The sequence below is a fragment of the Streptomyces sp. NPDC052236 genome, from assembly GCF_044548015.1.
In the GTDB taxonomy this organism is placed as follows: Bacteria; Actinomycetota; Actinomycetes; order Streptomycetales; family Streptomycetaceae; genus Streptomyces.
Genome location: NZ_JBIUBL010000015.1, coordinates 205544 through 222180, shown reverse-complemented (window position 1 = coordinate 222180; position 16637 = coordinate 205544). Strand labels below are relative to the sequence as shown.

The window sequence follows — 16637 nt, the reverse complement described above, 5'->3', positions numbered from 1 at the left end:
GCACCCCCCGAAGGGAGTACGGGCCCGTCCGTCAGCCTCAGAACGCTCAGGCGTCCTTGGACTTGTCCGCCGGAGCGGCGTCCTCGACGGCCTCGGGCTTGGCGTCCTCGACAACCTCGTCCTTGACGGCCTCGTCCTTCTTGAGGGCGTCTTCCTTGACCGCGCGCTTGGCGGCGGCCTCGGCCTCGGCGACGGTCGCCTTCTTCGCGATCTCACCCTCGACCAGCTCGATCACAGCCATCGGGGCGTTGTCGCCACGACGGTTGCCGATCTTGGTGATACGGGTGTAGCCACCCGGGCGGTCGGCGTACCGCGGAGCGATCTCGGTGAAGAGCGTGTGCACGATGCCCTTGTCCGTGATCGTCTGCAGCACCAGGCGACGGTTGTGGATGTCGCCCTTCTTCGCCTTGGTGATCAGGCGCTCGGCGACCGGACGCAGGCGGCGGGCCTTGGCCTCGGTCGTGGTGATACGGCCGTGCTCGAACAGCTGCTTCGACAGGTTCGCGAGAAGCAGCTTCTCGTGCGCGGCGCTGCCGCCCAGACGGGCACCCTTGGCGGGCTGCGGCATGATGTTTCTCCTTGTGATCTGCACCGGCCGTATCAGGTACCGGTGTCAGTTACCGACGGACTACTGCCTGCCGGAAGTACTCAGTACTGCGGTGGTGCTCAGTACTGCTCGGTCTCCACGAAGCCCGCGTCCGCGTCGTCGTCGGCGCCGAAGGCGTCGGCGGCAGCGGTCGGGTCGAATCCGGGCGGGCTGTCCTTGAGCGCCAGGCCCATGCCGGCCAGCTTCGCCTTGACCTCGTCGATCGACTTCGCACCGAAGTTGCGGATGTCGAGCAGGTCCGCCTCGGAACGCGCCACGAGCTCACCCACGGAGTGGATGCCCTCGCGCTTGAGGCAGTTGTACGACCGAACGGTGAGCTCGAGCTCCTCGATCGGCAGGGCGAGATCGGCGGCGAGCGCGGCGTCCGTCGGCGACGGGCCCATGTCGATGCCCTCGGCGTCGATGTTGAGCTCGCGCGCCAGACCGAACAGCTCGACCAGGGTCTTACCGGCCGACGCCATGGCGTCACGCGGACGCATGGCCTGCTTGGTCTCGACGTCGACGATCAGCTTGTCGAAGTCGGTGCGCTGCTCGACACGGGTCGCCTCGACCTTGTACGTGACCTTGAGCACCGGCGAGTAGATGGAGTCGACCGGGATCCGGCCGATCTCCTGACCCACCTGCTTGTTCTGCACGGCGGAGACGTAGCCGCGACCGCGCTCGACGGTCAGCTCCATCTCCAGCTTGCCCTTGCCGTTCAGCGTGGCGAGGACCAGGTCCGGGTTGTGGCACTCGACACCGGCCGGCGGGGCGATGTCCGCGGCGGTGACCAGGCCGGGACCCTGCTTGCGCAGGTACATCACGACCGGCTCGTCGTGCTCCGAGGAGACGACGAGCTGCTTGATGTTGAGGATGAGATCGGTGACATCCTCCTTGACGCCCGGCACGGTGGTGAACTCGTGCAGGACCCCGTCCACCCGGATGCTGGTGACAGCCGCGCCGGGAATCGAGGACAGGAGCGTACGGCGCAGGGAGTTGCCGAGGGTGTAGCCGAAACCGGGCTCCAGCGGCTCGATGACGAACCGTGAGCGGTACTCGTCAACGACCTCTTCGGTCAGTGACGGACGCTGAGCGATAAGCATGGGTTGATCCTCCAGTCTTGGCACCCGCTATTTGATGCCAACAGGAACAAGGGTACGGGCGATACGACGCCAAAGCGCCGTACCGCCCGGGAGTCCGGCCTCACCCCCGCGGAGCGGGGACAAAATCAGACGCGGCGACGCTTCGGGGGGCGGCAGCCGTTGTGCGGGGTGGGGGTGACGTCCTGGATCGAGCCGACCTCGAGGCCAGTGGCCTGGAGGGAGCGGATCGCGGTCTCACGGCCGGAGCCGGGACCCTTGACGAAGACGTCAACCTTGCGCATGCCGTGCTCCTGCGCCCGGCGGGCGGCCGACTCGGCGGCCATCTGCGCGGCGAAGGGGGTGGACTTGCGCGAGCCCTTGAAGCCGACGTGGCCGGCGGAGGCCCAGGAGATCACGTTGCCCGAGGGGTCCGTGATCGAGACGATCGTGTTGTTGAACGTGCTCTTGATGTGGGCGTGCCCATGAGCGACGTTCTTCTTTTCCTTGCGGCGCACCTTCTTGGCTGCACCCTGACGGCCCTTAGGAGGCATGTCTTTACTCCTGCGTGGAGGTGGTCGGTCCTACAAGCGAAGACCGCTGATAAGCGTCCTGCTGAGGACTACTTCTTGCCCGGCTTCTTCTTACCGGCGATCGCGCGACGCGGGCCCTTGCGGGTACGAGCGTTCGTGCTGGTGCGCTGACCGTGGACCGGCAGGCCACGGCGGTGCCGAATACCCTGGTAGCAGCCGATCTCGATCTTGCGGCGGATGTCGCTCTGAACCTCGCGCCGGAGGTCACCCTCGGTGCGGAGGTTGGCGTCGACGTACTCGCGGATCTTGACCAGGTCCTCTTCGGCCAGGTCACGAACGCGGCTGTTCGGGTTCACGCCGGTGGTGGAGAGGATCTCCCTGGACCGGGTGCGGCCAATGCCGAAGACGTAGGTGAGGGCGACTTCCACACGCTTGTCACGCGGGATGTCAACACCTGAAACGCGTGCCATTCAATGGCTCCAGTTGTTTTCGGGGGTCTTCCACAGAACCACTCCCGGACGCCGACCTCTCCCGAGCGGGAGAAGTGGTACGCCCCGGGTCTCCGGCCCCCGCCGGAGGTGTCGTCAGCCATGGGCTTGGACGGGCTCTGCGTATGTACGTTTACGTGCGTCGCGCGAAAAACTGCGAGTGCAGGTGGTCGTGCGTCAGCCCTGGCGCTGCTTGTGGCGCAGGTTGTCGCAGATGACCATGACCCGGCCATGACGCCGGATCACCTTGCACTTGTCGCAGATCTTCTTGACGCTCGGCTTGACCTTCATGTGATTGAGGTTCTCCGGGTCAGTGCCGACACCCCACCGAATGGGGCAGCGGCAAGATCTACTTGTATCGGTAGACGATCCGGCCACGGGTCAGGTCGTACGGAGACAGCTCCACCACAACCCGGTCGTCCGGGAGGATGCGGATGTAGTGCATCCGCATTTTGCCGGAGATGTGCGCGAGGACCTTGTGACCGTTCTGGAGCTCTACCTTGAACATCGCGTTCGGGAGAGACTCGATCACGGTGCCCTCAATTTCGATGGCACCTTGCTTCTTGGCCACGCTTCGCCCTTCGAATCGGCTACCTTGATCGACTCTGGTCTCCGTATAGAGACACACGGGTACACGAGAGCCGACGCATCAGTCTACGACAGGGCTCCCCGAAAGACGAATCCGGCAAGCCTGCCCACCCGCCGAGATCCTTAAGCGGATCCCTAGGCCGAGGCCAGCGGGTCCGGTGCGGCGGTAATGCCCAGCTCTGCCAGCTTCGCCTTACCGCAGTCGGGGGCCGTCAGCACCAGCGGTCCGTCCTCGGTGAGCGCTATCGAGTGCTCCCAGTGCGAGGACCAGGTGCCGTCCTTGGTGATGACTGTCCAGTTGTCTTCGAGCACGTCGGTGTACGGGGTGCCCAGCGAGACCATCGGCTCGATCGCCAGGCAGAGGCCGGGCACCAGCTTCGGGCCCCGGCCGCGCTTCTTGGAGACGTAGTTCAGCAGATGCGGATCCATGTGCATCTCGGTGCCGATGCCGTGGCCGCCGTACTCCTCGACGATTCCGTACTTGCCGGTCGCGGGGCGCGGCTGGCGGCGGATGTACGTCTCTATGGCGCGGGAGATGTCGATGAGCCGGTTGCCGTTCTTCATCGCGGCGATACCCGCCCACATCGACTCCTCGGTGACCCGGGAGAGCTCGATCAGCTCCGGCGCGTGGCCGGTGCCGACGAAGGCGGTGTACGCGGCGTCGCCGTGCCAGCCGTCGATGATCGCGCCGGCGTCGATGGAGATGATGTCGCCGTCCTTGAGGACGGTCTTCTCATCCGGGATGCCGTGCACGACGACCTCGTTGACCGAGGTGCAGATGGTCGCGGGGAACCCGCCGTAGCCGAGGAAGTTGGACTTCGCGCCGTGGTCGGCGATCACCTTACGGGCGACCTCGTCGAGATCCTTGGTGGAGGCACCCGGCACCGCGGCCGCGCGTGTCGCCGCGTGGATGGCGGCGACCACCAACCCCGCCTCGCGCATCTTCGCGATCTGCTCGGGCGTCTTGATCTGCACCATGCGTCTCCTTGCGGCTAAGCCGCCGCCGCTCTCGCGGAGGTGGTTGCTCGCCGCTGTGGCTGCTCAATTATTGGTTGCTGTTTTTCAACGATAACCGGCCCTGCACGCGAGACGGCCGCGGCGCCCAGTGGGCGTCGCGGCCGTCCGTAGGGACTGCGGGGTACCGCTCAGTCCTTGTCGTCCCCGTCGACAACACTCTCGCCGGGCTGCTTCAGCGCCTCCATCGCGCGCTGGGTGACCTCGGTGACCCGGCCCAGCGCGGAGATGGTGACCACCAGGTTCTGGGCCCGGTAGTAGTCGATGATCGGCTCGGTCTGCGTGTGGTAGACCTCCAGCCGCTTGCGCACGGTCAGCTCGGAGTCGTCGTCGCGCTGGTACAGCTCGCCACCGCAGGTGTCGCAGACACCCTCGGTCTTCGGCGCGGAGTACGTCACGTGGAAGACGTGGCTGGAGTCGTTGCGGCAGATGCGGCGGCCCGCGATCCGCTTGACCACCTCGTCCTCGGGGACCTCCAGGTCGAGCACCGCGTCCAGCGTCATGCCCTCGGACTTCAGCATCGCGTCCAGCGCCTCGGCCTGCGAGACATTGCGCGGGAAGCCGTCCAGCAGGAAGCCGTGCTCGGCGTCCGGCTGTTCCATCCGGTCCTTCGCCATGGCGATGGTGACCTCGTCGGGGACCAGCTCTCCCGCATCCATGTAGGCCTTCGCCTGCACACCAAGGGCAGTGCCCTGGCTGATGTTGGCGCGGAAGAGGTCGCCCGTGGAGATGTGCGGGATCGACAGGTTCCTGGCAAGGTACGCGGCCTGCGTTCCCTTGCCGGCACCGGGCGGCCCGACGAGGACGATTCGCATCAGCGGAGGAACCCTTCGTAATTGCGCTGCTGGAGCTGGCTCTCGATCTGCTTCACGGTCTCCAGACCCACACCCACGATGATCAGGATGGACGTCCCGCCGAAGGGGAAGTTCTGGTTGGCACCGCCAAAGCTCGCCAACGCCATCGTCGGGACGAGAGCAATCAGACCCAGGTACAGCGAGCCCGGCCAAGTGATCCGGTTGAGCACGTAGCTCAGATACTCGGCAGTGGGCCTACCAGCCCGGATACCCGGGATGAAGCCACCATACTTCTTCATGTTGTCCGCGACTTCCTCGGGGTTGAACGAGATCGCCACATAGAAGAAGGCGAAAAACACGATCATGAGGAAGTACGTGGCGATGTAGTACGGGTGGTCGCCCGTGACGAAGTGCTGCTCGATCCAGGTCTTCCAGCCCGAGGTGCCGCTGGAGAACTGGGCCACCAGCGCCGGGATGTACAGCAGCGACGAGGCGAAGATGACCGGGATGACACCGGCCTGGTTCACCTTGAGCGGGATGTACGTGGAGGTGCCGCCGTACGACTTCCGCCCGATCATGCGCTTGGCGTACTGAACCGGGACTCGGCGTTGCGCCTGTTCGACGAACACGACCAGCGCGACCATCACAAAGCCGATCAGGATGACCGTGCCGAACTCGATCCAGCCCTTGGCGAGCTTGCCGCTCTCCTTGATGGCCCACAGGGCACCCGGGAAGCCGGCGGCGATCGAGATGAACATCAGGATCGACATGCCGTTGCCGATGCCGCGGTCGGTGATGAGCTCACCGAGCCACATGACGGCCGCGGTGCCCGCGGTCATGGTGACGACCATGACGATCGTGGTGAAGATCGAACGGTCTGGAACGATCTGATCGCGCACTCGGCAGTCCGCGAAGAGCGCGCCACTGCGGGCGGTGGCCACCAGGCCGGTGCCCTGCAGCACGGCGAGAGCCACCGTGAGGTAACGCGTGTACTGGGTGATCTTCGCGGTGCCGGCCGAACCCTCCTTCTTGAGGGCCTCCAGCCGCGGAATGACCACGGTCAGCAGCTGCAGAATAATGCTCGCCGTGATATACGGCATGATGCCCAGCGCGAAGATGGTGATCTGCAGCAGCGCCCCGCCACTGAACATGTTCACCAGGCCGAACAGGCTGTTGTTGCCCTTTTGGGCTGCGTCCACACAGATCTGTACGTTCTGGTAACTCACGCCCGGCACTGGGACATGAGACCCGAGCCGGTACAGCACGATGATGGCGAGTGTGAAGAGCAGCTTCTTGCGCAGGTCGGGCGTCTTGAACGCCCGGGCGAACGCGGTGAGCACGGTGCCTCCTGCGACCCCCGCGCTACTGCGTCAGAGGTGACGGTATTGAGGATCGACGACTACGACGTATGACGAATAACGAGTAACGGGTACAGATCAGCAAATCCGCACGATCCTACTCCGACAGACCGCGCGACCCGGGGGGCTTGCGTCCCCCTTGTTACAGCAACAACTGTTACAGCAACAGTGCACGCCACCTTACCGGCGACAGTGCCCCCCTAGGAACGACCAACCGGGGATGCCCCATTTGAGAGGCATCCCCGGTTGATTGTCAGCTTTCAGCCACTGAACTCGTGTCAGACGAGCTCGGTGACGGTGCCGCCGGCAGCGGCGATCTTCTCCTTGGCGGAGCCGGAGACGGCGTCAACCGTCACCTGTACCGCCACGGAGATCTCGCCCTGGCCGAGGACCTTGACGAGGCTGTTCTTGCGAACCGCGCCCTTGGCGACCAGATCGGCCACCGTGACCTCTCCACCCTCAGGGTAGAGAGCGCCGAGCTTGTCCAGGTTGACGACCTGGTACTCGGTGCGGAACGGGTTCTTGAAGCCCTTGAGCTTCGGGAGACGCATGTGGAGGGGCATCTGCCCGCCCTCGAAGCGCTCCGGAACCTGGTAACGAGCCTTCTGGCCCTTGGTACCACGACCAGCCGTCTTGCCCTTGGAGCCCTCACCACGACCCACACGGGTCTTGGCGGTCTTGGCGCCCGGGGCGGGACGGAGGTTGTGGACCTTCAGCGGGTTGTTTTCCGCCATGTCAGTCGACCTCCTCAACCGTCACGAGATGGCGGACGGTGTGAGCCATTCCGCGGAACTCGGGGCGGTCTTCCTTGACAACCACGTCACGCACGCGCTTGAGCCCGAGCGAGCGCAGGGTGTCGCGGTGATTCTGCTTCGTGCCGATGATCGACCTGGTCTGCGTGATCTTGAGGCGAGCCATTACGCACCCGCTCCCGCACGCGCACGGAGCAGGGCCGCGGGGGCCACGTCCTCGAGGGGCAGACCACGGCGAGCCGCGATCTCCTCGGGACGCTGAAGACCCTTGAGGGCCGTCACAGTCGCGTGCACGATGTTGATCGGGTTCGACGAACCGAGCGACTTCGACAGGATGTCGTGGACGCCGGCGCACTCGAGCACCGCACGCACCGGGCCACCGGCGATAACGCCGGTACCGGGGGAAGCAGGCTTCAGCAGGACGACGCCCGCGGCCTTCTCACCCTGGATCGGGTGCGGGATGGTGCCCTGGATACGCGGAACCTTGAAGAAGTTCTTCTTCGCTTCTTCAACGCCCTTGGCGATGGCCGCGGGAACTTCCTTGGCCTTGCCGTATCCGACACCTACGGTGCCGTCACCGTCGCCCACCACGACCAGCGCGGTGAAGCTGAAGCGGCGACCACCCTTGACAACCTTGGCAACGCGGTTGATCGCGACTACGCGCTCAACATAAGCGGTCTTCTCGGCGGCAGCGCCACCGTCGCGACCCTTCCGGTCCCGCCGCTCGCCGCCACCGGCACCGCTTCCGCGGCGCTGGGGTCCAGCCATTGGATTTACCTCTCTCTGTTACGTCCGTTAGTCCCGGAACCGGGGCTTAGAACTTCAGCCCGGCTTCGCGGGCGGCGTCAGCCAGAGCGGCAATGCGCCCGGCGTACCTGTTGCCACCACGGTCGAAGACAACAGCCTCGACACCGGCAGCCTTAGCACGCTCGGCGACAAGCGCACCGACCTGCTTGGCCTGGGCGCTCTTGTCGCCCTCGGCACCACGGATCGAGGTGTCCAGGGTCGACGCCGACGCGAGCGTGTGGCCCGCGATGTCGTCGATGACCTGAGCGACGATGTTGCGGTTGGAGCGCGTCACGACGAGGCGAGGACGTTCCGGCGTACCGGAGACGTGCTTGCGAACGCGGATGTGGCGGCGCTTGATGGCGGCGCGCTTGTACGCGTCACCCTTGGCGATCTTTACACCGTATGCCATGGCTTACTTACCCGCCTTTCCGACCTTGCGGCGGATGACCTCGCCCGCGTACTTGACGCCCTTGGCCTTGTACGGGTCGGGCTTACGCAGCTTGCGGATTTTCGCGGCGACCTCGCCGACCTTCTGCTTGTCGATGCCTTCGACCGAGAACTTGATCGGCGACTCGACCTTGAAGGAGATGCCCTCGGGCGCCTCCACCGTGATCGAGTGGCTGTAGCCGAGCTGGAACTCCAGGCTGGAGCCCTTCGCGGCTACGCGGTAACCGACACCGCTGATCTCGAGCGCCTTGACATATCCCGTGGTCACGCCGGTGATCATGTTGGCCACCAGCGTGCGGGACAGGCCGTGCAGAGCCTTGTTCTGACGCTCGTCGTTGGGGCGGGTGACGTTGAGAACGCCGTCCTCACCCTTGGCGACATCGATCGGAGCGGCGACGGTGTGCGAGAGGGAACCCTTGGGTCCCTTCACCGCGACCGTACGGCCATCGATGGTGACGTCCACACCGGCGGGAACCTGGATGGGGAGCTTGCCGATTCGCGACATTAGCTTTTCCTCCGTTCCCGACTACCAGACGTAGGCGAGGACTTCCCCACCTACGCCCTTCTTGCCTGCCTGCTGGCCGGTCAGGAGACCGTGGGAAGTGGAGATGATCGCCACTCCCAGGCCGCCGAGAACCTTGGGCAGGTTGGTGGACTTCGCGTACACACGCAGACCCGGCTTCGAGATCCGCTTGATGCCCGCAATGGAGCGCTCACGGTTCGGGCCGAACTTCAGCTCCAGGACGAGGTTCTTGCCGACTTCGGCGTCCTCGACCTTCCAGCCGGTGATGAAGCCCTCCTGCTGGAGGATCTCCGCGATGTGCGACTTGATCTTGCTGTGCGGCATAGCCACGGTGTCGTGGTACGCCGAGTTCGCGTTACGCAGACGAGTCAGCATGTCCGCGATCGGATCAGTCATGGTCATGAATTGGCCTTCGGCCTCTCTCGCCGGGGTTTCCTGTATGCGCCATCCCTCTCCCCACTCAGTGGCGGGACGGGTGCGGTGCGGGGACCTACGGCGTAGTAAGCGTTAACTAGCGGGCTTCGCCCGCGGGCGTCCGGGTGGCAGACGCCCAACCCTCCTAGCCTAAGCCATGGAGGGGAGGGCTCCTGCCAACCCTGTGCTTACCGAGAGTCTCCGGGTATCCCTGTCAGGGAATTACCAGGAGCTCTTGGTCACACCCGGCAGCTCGCCACGGTGGGCCATCTCACGAAGGCACACGCGGCACAGGCCGAACTTGCGGTAGACGGAGTGCGGACGGCCGCAGCGCTGGCAGCGGGTGTACGCACGCACACCGAACTTGGGCTTACGAGCAGCCTTGGCAATGAGAGCTTTCTTCGCCATCTCGGTCACGCCTCCTTGAAGGGGAAGCCGAGGTGACGAAGGAGCGCGCGGCCCTCAGCGTCGTTGGTCGCCGTGGTGACCACGGTGATGTCCATACCCCGGACGCGGTCGATCTTGTCCTGGTCGATCTCGTGGAACATGACCTGCTCCGTGAGACCGAAGGTGTAGTTGCCACGGCCGTCGAACTGCTTCGGCGACAGACCGCGGAAGTCGCGGATGCGCGGCAGCGCGAGCGACAGCGTGCGGTCCAGGAACTCCCACATGCGGTCACCGCGGAGGGTGACGTGGCAGCCGATCGGCTGACCCTCGCGCAGCTTGAACTGCGCGATGGACTTCCGGGCCTTGGTGACGGCCGGCTTCTGGCCCGTGATCGTGGTGAGGTCGCGAATCGCGCCGTCGATCAGCTTGGAGTCGCGGGCGGCGTCGCCCACACCCATGTTGACCACGATCTTGACGAGACCGGGGATCTGCATGACGTTCTCGTACGAGAACTCCTCACGCAGCTTGCCCGCGATCTCCTCGCGGTACTTCGTCTTGAGACGCGGAGTCGTGGTGGTAGCCATCAGATGTCCTCACCCGTCCGCTTGGCAACGCGGATCTTGTTGCCCTCATCGTCGAAGCGGAAACCGACACGCGTGACGACCTTGTTGCCGTCCTTCTCCACGACGAGCTGAACATTGCTCACGTGGACAGGGGCTTCGGTGGTCACGATGCCGCCGGTCTGCGAACCGCGAGCGGTCTGCCCGGCCTTGGTGTGCTTCTTGACCCGGTTGACACCCTCGACCAGGACGCGGTCCTCACGGGGGAAGGCCGCGATGACCTTGCCCTGCTTGCCCTTGTCCTTGCCGGTGATGACCTGAACCAGGTCGCCCTTCTTGATCTTCATGCTTACAGCACCTCCGGCGCGAGCGAGATGATCTTCATGAACTTCTTCTCGCGCAGCTCACGGCCCACCGGGCCGAAGATACGGGTGCCACGAGGGTCGCCGTCGTTCTTCAGAATGACGGCGGCGTTCTCGTCGAAGCGGATGTACGAGCCGTCCTGACGACGACGCTCCTTCACGGTGCGAACGATGACCGCCTTGACGACGTCACCCTTCTTCACGTTGCCACCGGGGATCGCGTCCTTGACGGTGGCGACGATGACGTCACCGATGCCCGCGTAGCGGCGACCGGAGCCACCGAGAACACGGATGCAAAGGACTTCCTTGGCACCAGTGTTGTCGGCGACACGCAGTCGCGACTCCTGCTGGATCACGTCTATCTCCTGATTTGTCTGCCGGTTCCCGGCGGGAGTCCAGCCTGAACCGGACTCCCGCCGAGCCTGGCGGAACTAGTGCCGGGCGCCCGCCGCCAGGCCCGGAGGCTTGGCGGCGAGCCCCCAGCAGGGGGCGTGCGGGGGCGGAGCCCCCGCTGAATTACTTGGCCTTCTCGAGGATCTCGACGATGCGCCAGCGCTTGGTCGCCGACAGCGGACGCGTCTCCATGATGATGACGCGGTCGCCGACGCCGGCAGCGTTCTGCTCGTCGTGCGCCTTGAGCTTGTTCGTACGGCGGATGACCTTGCCGTACAGCGCGTGCTTCACACGGTCTTCGACAGCGACGACGACGGTCTTGTCCATCTTGTCGCTGACGACCAGACCCTCACGGGTCTTGCGGAATCCGCGGTCAGTCTTGGCAGTTTCAGTCACATTGCTCTCGCTCATCAGGCGCTCTCCACCGTCTCGATGCCCAGCTCGCGCTCACGCATCAGGGTGTAGATCCGCGCGATGTCCTTCCGGACGGCCTTGAGCCGGCCGTGGTTCTCGAGCTGACCGGTCGCCGCCTGGAAGCGGAGATTGAACAGCTCTTCCTTGGCTTCGCGAAGCTTGGCGACAAGCTCCTCGTCGCCCAGCTCACGCAGCTCGGACGCCTTGGTAACGGCCGCCATCACGACTCACCTGCCTCGCGCCGAACGATCCGGCACTTCATCGGAAGCTTGTGAGCAGCGCGGGTAAGCGCCTCACGCGCAATCTTCTCGTTCGGGTAGGACAACTCGAACATCACCCGACCGGGCTTGACGTTCGCGATCCACCACTCCGGCGAACCCTTACCGGAACCCATGCGGGTCTCGGCAGGCTTCTTCGTCAGCGGGCGGTCCGGGTAGATATTGATCCAGACCTTGCCGCCACGCTTGATGTGGCGGGTCATCGCGATACGGGCCGCCTCGATCTGGCGGTTGGTCACGTACGCCGGAGTGAGGGCCTGAATGCCGTACTCGCCGAACGCAACCTGCGTACCACCCTTGGACATACCGCTGCGCTTGGGGTGGTGCTGCTTGCGGTGCTTGACCCTACGGGGGATCAGCATTTCGGTCAGGCCTCCGTTCCAGTGCTCTCAGCCGGAGCGGCAGCGGCGGAAGCGTCGGCCTTGGGGGCCTCGGCTGCCGGCGCGGACTGCTGCGGCTTGCGGCCACCACGAGCGCCTCCGCGCTCGCCACCACCGCCACCGGCACCGCCACGGGCACCACGGCCGGCCGGACGGTCGGTGCCGCCTCGGGCCGGACGGTTGCCGGCGCGGGCAGCGGCGTTCTCGGCGCGGACCTCGGCGATGTTCTTGACGTCGCCCTTGTAGATCCAGACCTTCACACCAATGCGGCCGAAGGTCGTCTTGGCCTCGAAGAAGCCGTAGTCGACGTTCGCGCGGAGCGTGTGCAGGGGCACGCGGCCCTCGCGGTAGAACTCCGAGCGGGACATCTCGGCGCCGCCGAGACGACCGCCGCACTGAATCTTGATGCCCTTGGCGCCGGCCTTCATCGTGCCCTGCATGCTCTTGCGCATGGCACGACGGAAGGAGACACGGGAGGACAGCTGCTCGGCGACGGCCTGGGCCACCAGCTGAGCGTCCACCTCGGGGTTCTTGACCTCGAGGATGTTCAGCTGGACCTGCTTGCCGGTCAGCTTCTCCAGCTCGCCACGGATGCGGTCGGCCTCGGCGCCGCGGCGGCCGATGACGATGCCCGGGCGGGCGGTGTGGATGTCGACACGGACGCGGTCGCGGGTGCGCTCGATCTCAACCTTCGAGATACCGGCACGCTCCATGCCCTTCGTCATCATGCGACGAATGGCAACGTCTTCCTTGACGTAGTCCTTGTACAGCTTGTCGGCGTACCAACGGGACTTGAAGTCCGTGGTAATGCCGAGCCGGAACCCATGCGGGTTAACCTTCTGGCCCATTACCGGGTTCCTTCCTTGCTGCTGACGACCACGGTGATGTGGCTGGTCCGCTTACGGATCCGGTAGGCACGGCCCTGAGCACGCGGACGGAACCGCTTCAGGGTCGGGCCCTCGTCCACGTACGCCTCGCTGATGACCAGCGAAGAGGCGTCAGGGTGGTCGTAGTTGTGTGCAGCGTTGGCAATGGCGCTGTCAAGCACCTTGCCAACCGGCACGCTCGCGGCCTGCGGGGCGAAACGCAGGACCGCCTGAGCCTCCGTGGCATCCATGCCACGGATGAGGTCCACCACTCGGCGGGCCTTCATGGGCGTGACGCGGATGTACCGCGCCTGGGCCCTGGCTTCCATGGTTGTCCCTTCGGTGTAAGTCATAGTCAGTCACCCCGCGTTAGCGGCGCTTCGACTTCCGGTCGTCCTTGACGTGGCCGCGGAAGGTGCGAGTCGGCGAAAATTCACCGAGCTTGTGGCCGACCATCGACTCGGTGACGAACACCGGGACATGGATCTTGCCGTTGTGCACCGCGATCGTGTGGCCGAGCATGGCCGGGATGATCATCGAGCGACGGGACCAGGTCTTGATGACGTTCTTGGTGCCTGCTTCGTTCTGTACGTCCACCTTCTTGATGAGGTGGTCGTCGACGAAGGGCCCCTTCTTGAGACTGCGCGGCATCTAAACCCGCTCCTAGCGCTTCTTGTTCGTCTTGCGGCGGCGGACGATGTACTTGCTGGACGCCTTCTTCGGCGAGCGAGTACGACCTTCCTTCTGACCCCACGGGGAAACCGGGTGGCGACCACCGGAGGTCTTACCCTCACCACCACCGTGCGGGTGGTCGACCGGGTTCATCGCGACACCGCGGACGGTCGGGCGAACGCCCTTCCAGCGCAGACGGCCGGCCTTGCCCCAGTTGATGTTCGACTGCTCGGCGTTGCCGACCTCGCCAATGGTGGCGCGGCAGCGGGCGTCGACCAGCCGGATCTCACCGGAGGGCATACGAAGGTGGGCCATCGTGCCCTCCTTCGCCAGCAGCTGCACGGAGGCACCCGCGGAACGGGCGAACTTCGCGCCGCCGCCGGGCCGAAGCTCGATGGCGTGGATGGTCGTACCGACCGGGATGTTGCGCAGCGCCAGGTTGTTGCCGGGCTTGATGTCGGCACCCGGGCCGTTCTCGACCCGGTCGCCCTGCGACAGGTTCTTCGGCGCGATGATGTAGCGCTTCTCGCCGTCTGCGTAGTGCAGCAGCGCGATGCGCGCGGTGCGGTTCGGGTCGTACTCGATGTGCGCGACCTTGGCCGGCACGCCGTCCTTGTCATGACGACGGAAGTCGATCAGACGGTAGGCGCGCTTGTGTCCGCCACCCTGGTGGCGAACGGTGATCCGACCGGAGTTGTTCCGGCCGCCCTTGCTGTGCAGAGGGCGGACCAGCGACTTCTCCGGTGTGGACCGCGTGATCTCTACAAAGTCGGCGACGCTGGAGCCACGACGGCCCGGGGTCGTCGGCTTGTACTTGCGGATACCCATTTCTCAGTCCTCGGAAGATTCCGGACTTCTGAACGACTCGACCCCGGTCAGGAGGTCGGGCCGCCGAAGATGTCGATACGGTCGCCCTCGGCAAGGGTCACGATGGCGCGCTTGGTGTCCGAGCGCTTGCCGAATCCCGTCTTGGTGCGCTTGCGCTTACCCTGACGGTTGATCGTGTTGACCCCGGTGACCTTGACCGAGAAGACCGCTTCGACGGCCTGCTTGATCTGGGTCTTGTTGGAGCCGGGCCTGACGATGAACGTGTACTTGTTCTCGTCGAGCAGTGCGTAGCTCTTCTCGGAGACAACCGGCTTGACAAGAATGTCGCGGTGGTCCGTGAAGGTCTTGCTGGTAACGACAGCCTCAGTCATCAGGCTTCGCTCCCTTCAGTCTCATCGTTCCGGCCAACAGGCCCGCCGGACACGAAGGACTCGAAGGCGGTCTTGGTGAAGACCACGTCGTCCGAGACGAGCACGTCGTACGTGTTCAGCTGACCCGGGTCCAGGAGGTGTACCTGGGGCAGGTTGCGCGCGGAGAGCCACGCGGCCTCGTCGGCCCGCTCCACGACCAGGAGCACGTGCTTGCGCTCACTGATCTTGGCAAGCAGGGTCTTCACGGCCTTGGTGGACACGTCGCCCTCGATCACGCCGGTGACGACGTGAATGCGGGAGTTGCGCGCCCGGTCGGTGAGGGCACCGCGCAGGGCGGCGGCCTTCATCTTCTTCGGGGTCCGCTGCGAGTAGTCGCGCGGCGTGGGGCCGTGCACGACGCCACCGCCGGCGAACTGCGGGGCGCGGGTCGAACCCTGACGGGCGCGGCCGGTGCCCTTCTGACGGTAGGGCTTCCTACCGCCACCACGGACCTCGCCACGACGCTTGACCTTGTGCGTGCCCTGACGGGCGGCGGCCAGCTGTGCGACGACTACCTGGTGGAGCAGCGGGATGCTGATCTTCGCGTCGAAGATCTCGGCCGGGAGCTCAACGGTCCCCGCCTTGTCGCCTGCGGGCGACAGAATGTCAATGGTGCTCATAGTCCTCAGGCCCCCTTGGCCGCAGTGCGGACCAGGACCAGTCCGCCATTCGGACCAGGAACCGCGCCCTTGATCAGGAGCAGGCCCTTCTCCGCGTCAACGGCGTGGATGGTCAGGTTCTGGGTGGTGACCCGCTCGTTACCCATACGGCCCGCCATGCGCATGCCCTTGAACACACGGCCCGGGGTGGCACAGCCACCGATGGAGCCGGGAGAGCGGTGCTTACGCTGAGTGCCGTGGCCGGCGCCGAGGCCCTTGAAGTTGTGACGCTTCATGACACCGGCGAAGCCCTTGCCCTTGCTCTTGCCCGTGACGTCAACCTTGACGCCGGACTCGAACACCTCGGCAGTGATCTCCTGGCCGAGCGTGTACTCGCTGGCGTCGGAGGTACGGAGCTCCACCAGGTGGCGGCGCGGGGTCACGTCGGCCTTGGCGAAATGACCCTTGAGGGGCTTGTTCACCTTGCGCGGGTCAATCTCGCCGAAGGCGATCTGGACCGACTCGTAACCGTCGATGTCATTCTTACGGACCTGGGTAACGACGCAGGGCCCGGCCTTGACCACGGTCACCGGGACGACACGGTTGTTCTCGTCCCAGACCTGGGTCATGCCGAGCTTCTCGCCCAGGACGCCCTTGATCTGCTTTGCCATCTTCTCCGCGCCTCTCAGAGCTTGATCTCGATGTCAACGCCGGCCGGAAGGTCCAGGCGCATCAACGAGTCAACGGTCTTGGGCGTCGGGTCGAGAATGTCGATCAGGCGCTTGTGCGTGCGCATCTCGAAGTGCTCGCGAGAATCCTTGTACTTGTGCGGCGACTTGATGACGCAGTACACGTTCTTCTCAGTGGGCAGCGGCACCGGGCCCGCGACCGACGCACCAGTGCGAGTCACCGTCTCGACGATCTTCTTCGCCGAAGAGTCGATGACCTCGTGGTCGTAGGCCTTGAGCCGGATGCGGATCTTCTGTCCCGCCATGGCTACTCAGCAATCCTGTCTCTCGAAACGCTCTGGAACCCGAGGGCCGCGCTTGACGCCGTGCTCTGTCTTACGCTGTTCTGTCCGACCCACGCGGTCGGGCGTGTCGCATTCCCTCTACGAAGATCT

The 16637-nt window shown here is 65.1% G+C and carries 30 protein-coding genes; all 30 read right to left on the bottom strand.

Features of this window, described 5'->3' with window-relative positions:
- Window positions 1-46: 46 nt before the first annotated feature.
- The 30 genes from rplQ to rpsJ all read right to left on the bottom strand — a co-directional run bounded on the left by rplQ (window position 47) and on the right by rpsJ (window position 16508).
- Window positions 47-568 (bottom strand): 50S ribosomal protein L17, encoded by a 522-nt coding sequence (rplQ, locus tag ACIHCQ_RS25005; RefSeq protein ID WP_399666303.1) that lies wholly within the window; start codon window positions 566-568, stop codon window positions 47-49.
- Between the two features lie 98 nt (window positions 569-666).
- Complete coding sequence (locus tag ACIHCQ_RS25000; RefSeq protein WP_078075533.1) at window positions 667-1689, bottom strand: DNA-directed RNA polymerase subunit alpha; 1023 nt, start codon at window positions 1687-1689, stop codon at window positions 667-669.
- Window positions 1690-1814: 125 nt separating this feature from the next.
- Entirely contained in the window at window positions 1815-2219 is a 405-nt protein-coding gene (gene rpsK, locus ACIHCQ_RS24995) for a 30S ribosomal protein S11 (RefSeq protein ID WP_003956432.1), read from the bottom strand.
- Between the two features lie 68 nt (window positions 2220-2287).
- Window positions 2288-2668 (bottom strand): 30S ribosomal protein S13, encoded by a 381-nt coding sequence (rpsM, locus tag ACIHCQ_RS24990; protein WP_399666301.1) that lies wholly within the window; start codon window positions 2666-2668, stop codon window positions 2288-2290.
- Between the two features lie 195 nt (window positions 2669-2863).
- Window positions 2864-2977, bottom strand: coding sequence for a 50S ribosomal protein L36 (gene rpmJ, locus ACIHCQ_RS24985; protein WP_003956441.1), 114 nt, complete (start codon window positions 2975-2977; stop codon window positions 2864-2866).
- A 58-nt stretch (window positions 2978-3035) separates the two neighbouring features.
- Window positions 3036-3257 (bottom strand): translation initiation factor IF-1, encoded by a 222-nt coding sequence (gene infA / locus ACIHCQ_RS24980; RefSeq protein WP_003956442.1) that lies wholly within the window; start codon window positions 3255-3257, stop codon window positions 3036-3038.
- 152 nt (window positions 3258-3409) lie between these two features.
- Window positions 3410-4252 carry a type I methionyl aminopeptidase gene (map, locus tag ACIHCQ_RS24975; protein WP_399666298.1) on the bottom strand — a complete coding sequence of 281 codons (843 nt, stop codon included), beginning with the start codon at window positions 4250-4252 and terminating at the stop codon, window positions 3410-3412.
- Between the two features lie 167 nt (window positions 4253-4419).
- Entirely contained in the window at window positions 4420-5103 is a 684-nt protein-coding gene (locus ACIHCQ_RS24970; RefSeq protein WP_399666295.1) for an adenylate kinase, read from the bottom strand.
- Window positions 5103-6422 (bottom strand): preprotein translocase subunit SecY, encoded by a 1320-nt coding sequence (gene secY / locus ACIHCQ_RS24965; RefSeq protein ID WP_399666293.1) that lies wholly within the window; start codon window positions 6420-6422, stop codon window positions 5103-5105. The genes ACIHCQ_RS24970 and secY overlap by 1 nt, the downstream gene beginning before the upstream one ends.
- A gap of 296 nt (window positions 6423-6718) precedes the next feature.
- Window positions 6719-7174, bottom strand: a complete 456-nt coding sequence (gene rplO, locus ACIHCQ_RS24960; protein WP_399666291.1) for a 50S ribosomal protein L15 — start codon at window positions 7172-7174, stop codon at window positions 6719-6721.
- Between the two features lies 1 nt (window position 7175).
- On the bottom strand, window positions 7176-7358 hold the full coding sequence (rpmD, locus tag ACIHCQ_RS24955; protein ID WP_399666288.1) for a 50S ribosomal protein L30: 183 nt from the start codon (window positions 7356-7358) through the stop codon (window positions 7176-7178).
- Window positions 7358-7960 carry a 30S ribosomal protein S5 gene (gene rpsE / locus ACIHCQ_RS24950; RefSeq protein WP_399666285.1) on the bottom strand — a complete coding sequence of 201 codons (603 nt, stop codon included), beginning with the start codon at window positions 7958-7960 and terminating at the stop codon, window positions 7358-7360. Before rpsE ends, rpmD begins: the two co-directional genes overlap by 1 nt.
- A 46-nt stretch (window positions 7961-8006) precedes the next feature.
- Window positions 8007-8390: a 50S ribosomal protein L18 gene (gene rplR / locus ACIHCQ_RS24945; RefSeq protein WP_399666282.1), complete on the bottom strand. Its 384-nt coding sequence runs from the start codon at window positions 8388-8390 to the stop codon at window positions 8007-8009.
- A 3-nt stretch (window positions 8391-8393) separates the two neighbouring features.
- A complete protein-coding gene (gene rplF / locus ACIHCQ_RS24940; RefSeq protein ID WP_399666279.1) occupies window positions 8394-8933 on the bottom strand; it encodes a 50S ribosomal protein L6 in 540 nt (179 codons plus the stop codon).
- Between the two features lie 21 nt (window positions 8934-8954).
- The gene (gene rpsH / locus ACIHCQ_RS24935) at window positions 8955-9353 is read right to left on the bottom strand and encodes a 30S ribosomal protein S8 (RefSeq protein ID WP_018528360.1); all 399 of its coding nucleotides are present in this window, start codon (window positions 9351-9353) and stop codon (window positions 8955-8957) included.
- A gap of 234 nt (window positions 9354-9587) precedes the next feature.
- On the bottom strand, window positions 9588-9773 hold the full coding sequence (locus ACIHCQ_RS24930) for a type Z 30S ribosomal protein S14 (protein WP_003956452.1): 186 nt from the start codon (window positions 9771-9773) through the stop codon (window positions 9588-9590).
- A gap of 5 nt (window positions 9774-9778) precedes the next feature.
- Window positions 9779-10336: a 50S ribosomal protein L5 gene (gene rplE / locus ACIHCQ_RS24925; protein ID WP_399666277.1), complete on the bottom strand. Its 558-nt coding sequence runs from the start codon at window positions 10334-10336 to the stop codon at window positions 9779-9781.
- Window positions 10336-10659: a 50S ribosomal protein L24 gene (gene rplX / locus ACIHCQ_RS24920; RefSeq protein ID WP_399666274.1), complete on the bottom strand. Its 324-nt coding sequence runs from the start codon at window positions 10657-10659 to the stop codon at window positions 10336-10338. Before rplX ends, rplE begins: the two co-directional genes overlap by 1 nt.
- A 2-nt stretch (window positions 10660-10661) precedes the next feature.
- A complete protein-coding gene (gene rplN / locus ACIHCQ_RS24915; protein ID WP_266534146.1) occupies window positions 10662-11030 on the bottom strand; it encodes a 50S ribosomal protein L14 in 369 nt (122 codons plus the stop codon).
- A gap of 160 nt (window positions 11031-11190) precedes the next feature.
- Entirely contained in the window at window positions 11191-11478 is a 288-nt protein-coding gene (rpsQ, locus tag ACIHCQ_RS24910; RefSeq protein WP_399666271.1) for a 30S ribosomal protein S17, read from the bottom strand.
- The gene (rpmC, locus tag ACIHCQ_RS24905; RefSeq protein ID WP_040024284.1) at window positions 11478-11702 is read right to left on the bottom strand and encodes a 50S ribosomal protein L29; all 225 of its coding nucleotides are present in this window, start codon (window positions 11700-11702) and stop codon (window positions 11478-11480) included. Before rpmC ends, rpsQ begins: the two co-directional genes overlap by 1 nt.
- The gene (gene rplP, locus ACIHCQ_RS24900; protein ID WP_014047785.1) at window positions 11702-12121 is read right to left on the bottom strand and encodes a 50S ribosomal protein L16; all 420 of its coding nucleotides are present in this window, start codon (window positions 12119-12121) and stop codon (window positions 11702-11704) included. Before rplP ends, rpmC begins: the two co-directional genes overlap by 1 nt.
- 5 nt (window positions 12122-12126) lie before the next feature.
- Window positions 12127-12987 carry a 30S ribosomal protein S3 gene (gene rpsC / locus ACIHCQ_RS24895; RefSeq protein ID WP_399666265.1) on the bottom strand — a complete coding sequence of 287 codons (861 nt, stop codon included), beginning with the start codon at window positions 12985-12987 and terminating at the stop codon, window positions 12127-12129.
- The gene (gene rplV / locus ACIHCQ_RS24890) at window positions 12987-13334 is read right to left on the bottom strand and encodes a 50S ribosomal protein L22 (RefSeq protein WP_026290933.1); all 348 of its coding nucleotides are present in this window, start codon (window positions 13332-13334) and stop codon (window positions 12987-12989) included. The genes rpsC and rplV overlap by 1 nt, the downstream gene beginning before the upstream one ends.
- Before the next feature lie 40 nt (window positions 13335-13374).
- Complete coding sequence (rpsS, locus tag ACIHCQ_RS24885) at window positions 13375-13656, bottom strand: 30S ribosomal protein S19 (protein WP_127356386.1); 282 nt, start codon at window positions 13654-13656, stop codon at window positions 13375-13377.
- 12 nt (window positions 13657-13668) lie between these two features.
- Entirely contained in the window at window positions 13669-14505 is an 837-nt protein-coding gene (gene rplB, locus ACIHCQ_RS24880) for a 50S ribosomal protein L2 (protein WP_399666262.1), read from the bottom strand.
- A 47-nt stretch (window positions 14506-14552) separates the two neighbouring features.
- Window positions 14553-14876, bottom strand: a complete 324-nt coding sequence (rplW, locus tag ACIHCQ_RS24875; protein WP_399666259.1) for a 50S ribosomal protein L23 — start codon at window positions 14874-14876, stop codon at window positions 14553-14555.
- A complete protein-coding gene (rplD, locus tag ACIHCQ_RS24870) occupies window positions 14876-15535 on the bottom strand; it encodes a 50S ribosomal protein L4 (RefSeq protein WP_399666257.1) in 660 nt (219 codons plus the stop codon). The genes rplW and rplD overlap by 1 nt, the downstream gene beginning before the upstream one ends.
- Window positions 15536-15540: 5 nt before the next feature.
- Window positions 15541-16185, bottom strand: coding sequence for a 50S ribosomal protein L3 (rplC, locus tag ACIHCQ_RS24865; protein WP_398520262.1), 645 nt, complete (start codon window positions 16183-16185; stop codon window positions 15541-15543).
- 14 nt (window positions 16186-16199) lie between these two features.
- Window positions 16200-16508 carry a 30S ribosomal protein S10 gene (gene rpsJ / locus ACIHCQ_RS24860; RefSeq protein WP_003948644.1) on the bottom strand — a complete coding sequence of 103 codons (309 nt, stop codon included), beginning with the start codon at window positions 16506-16508 and terminating at the stop codon, window positions 16200-16202.
- Between the last annotated feature and the right edge of the window lie 129 nt (window positions 16509-16637).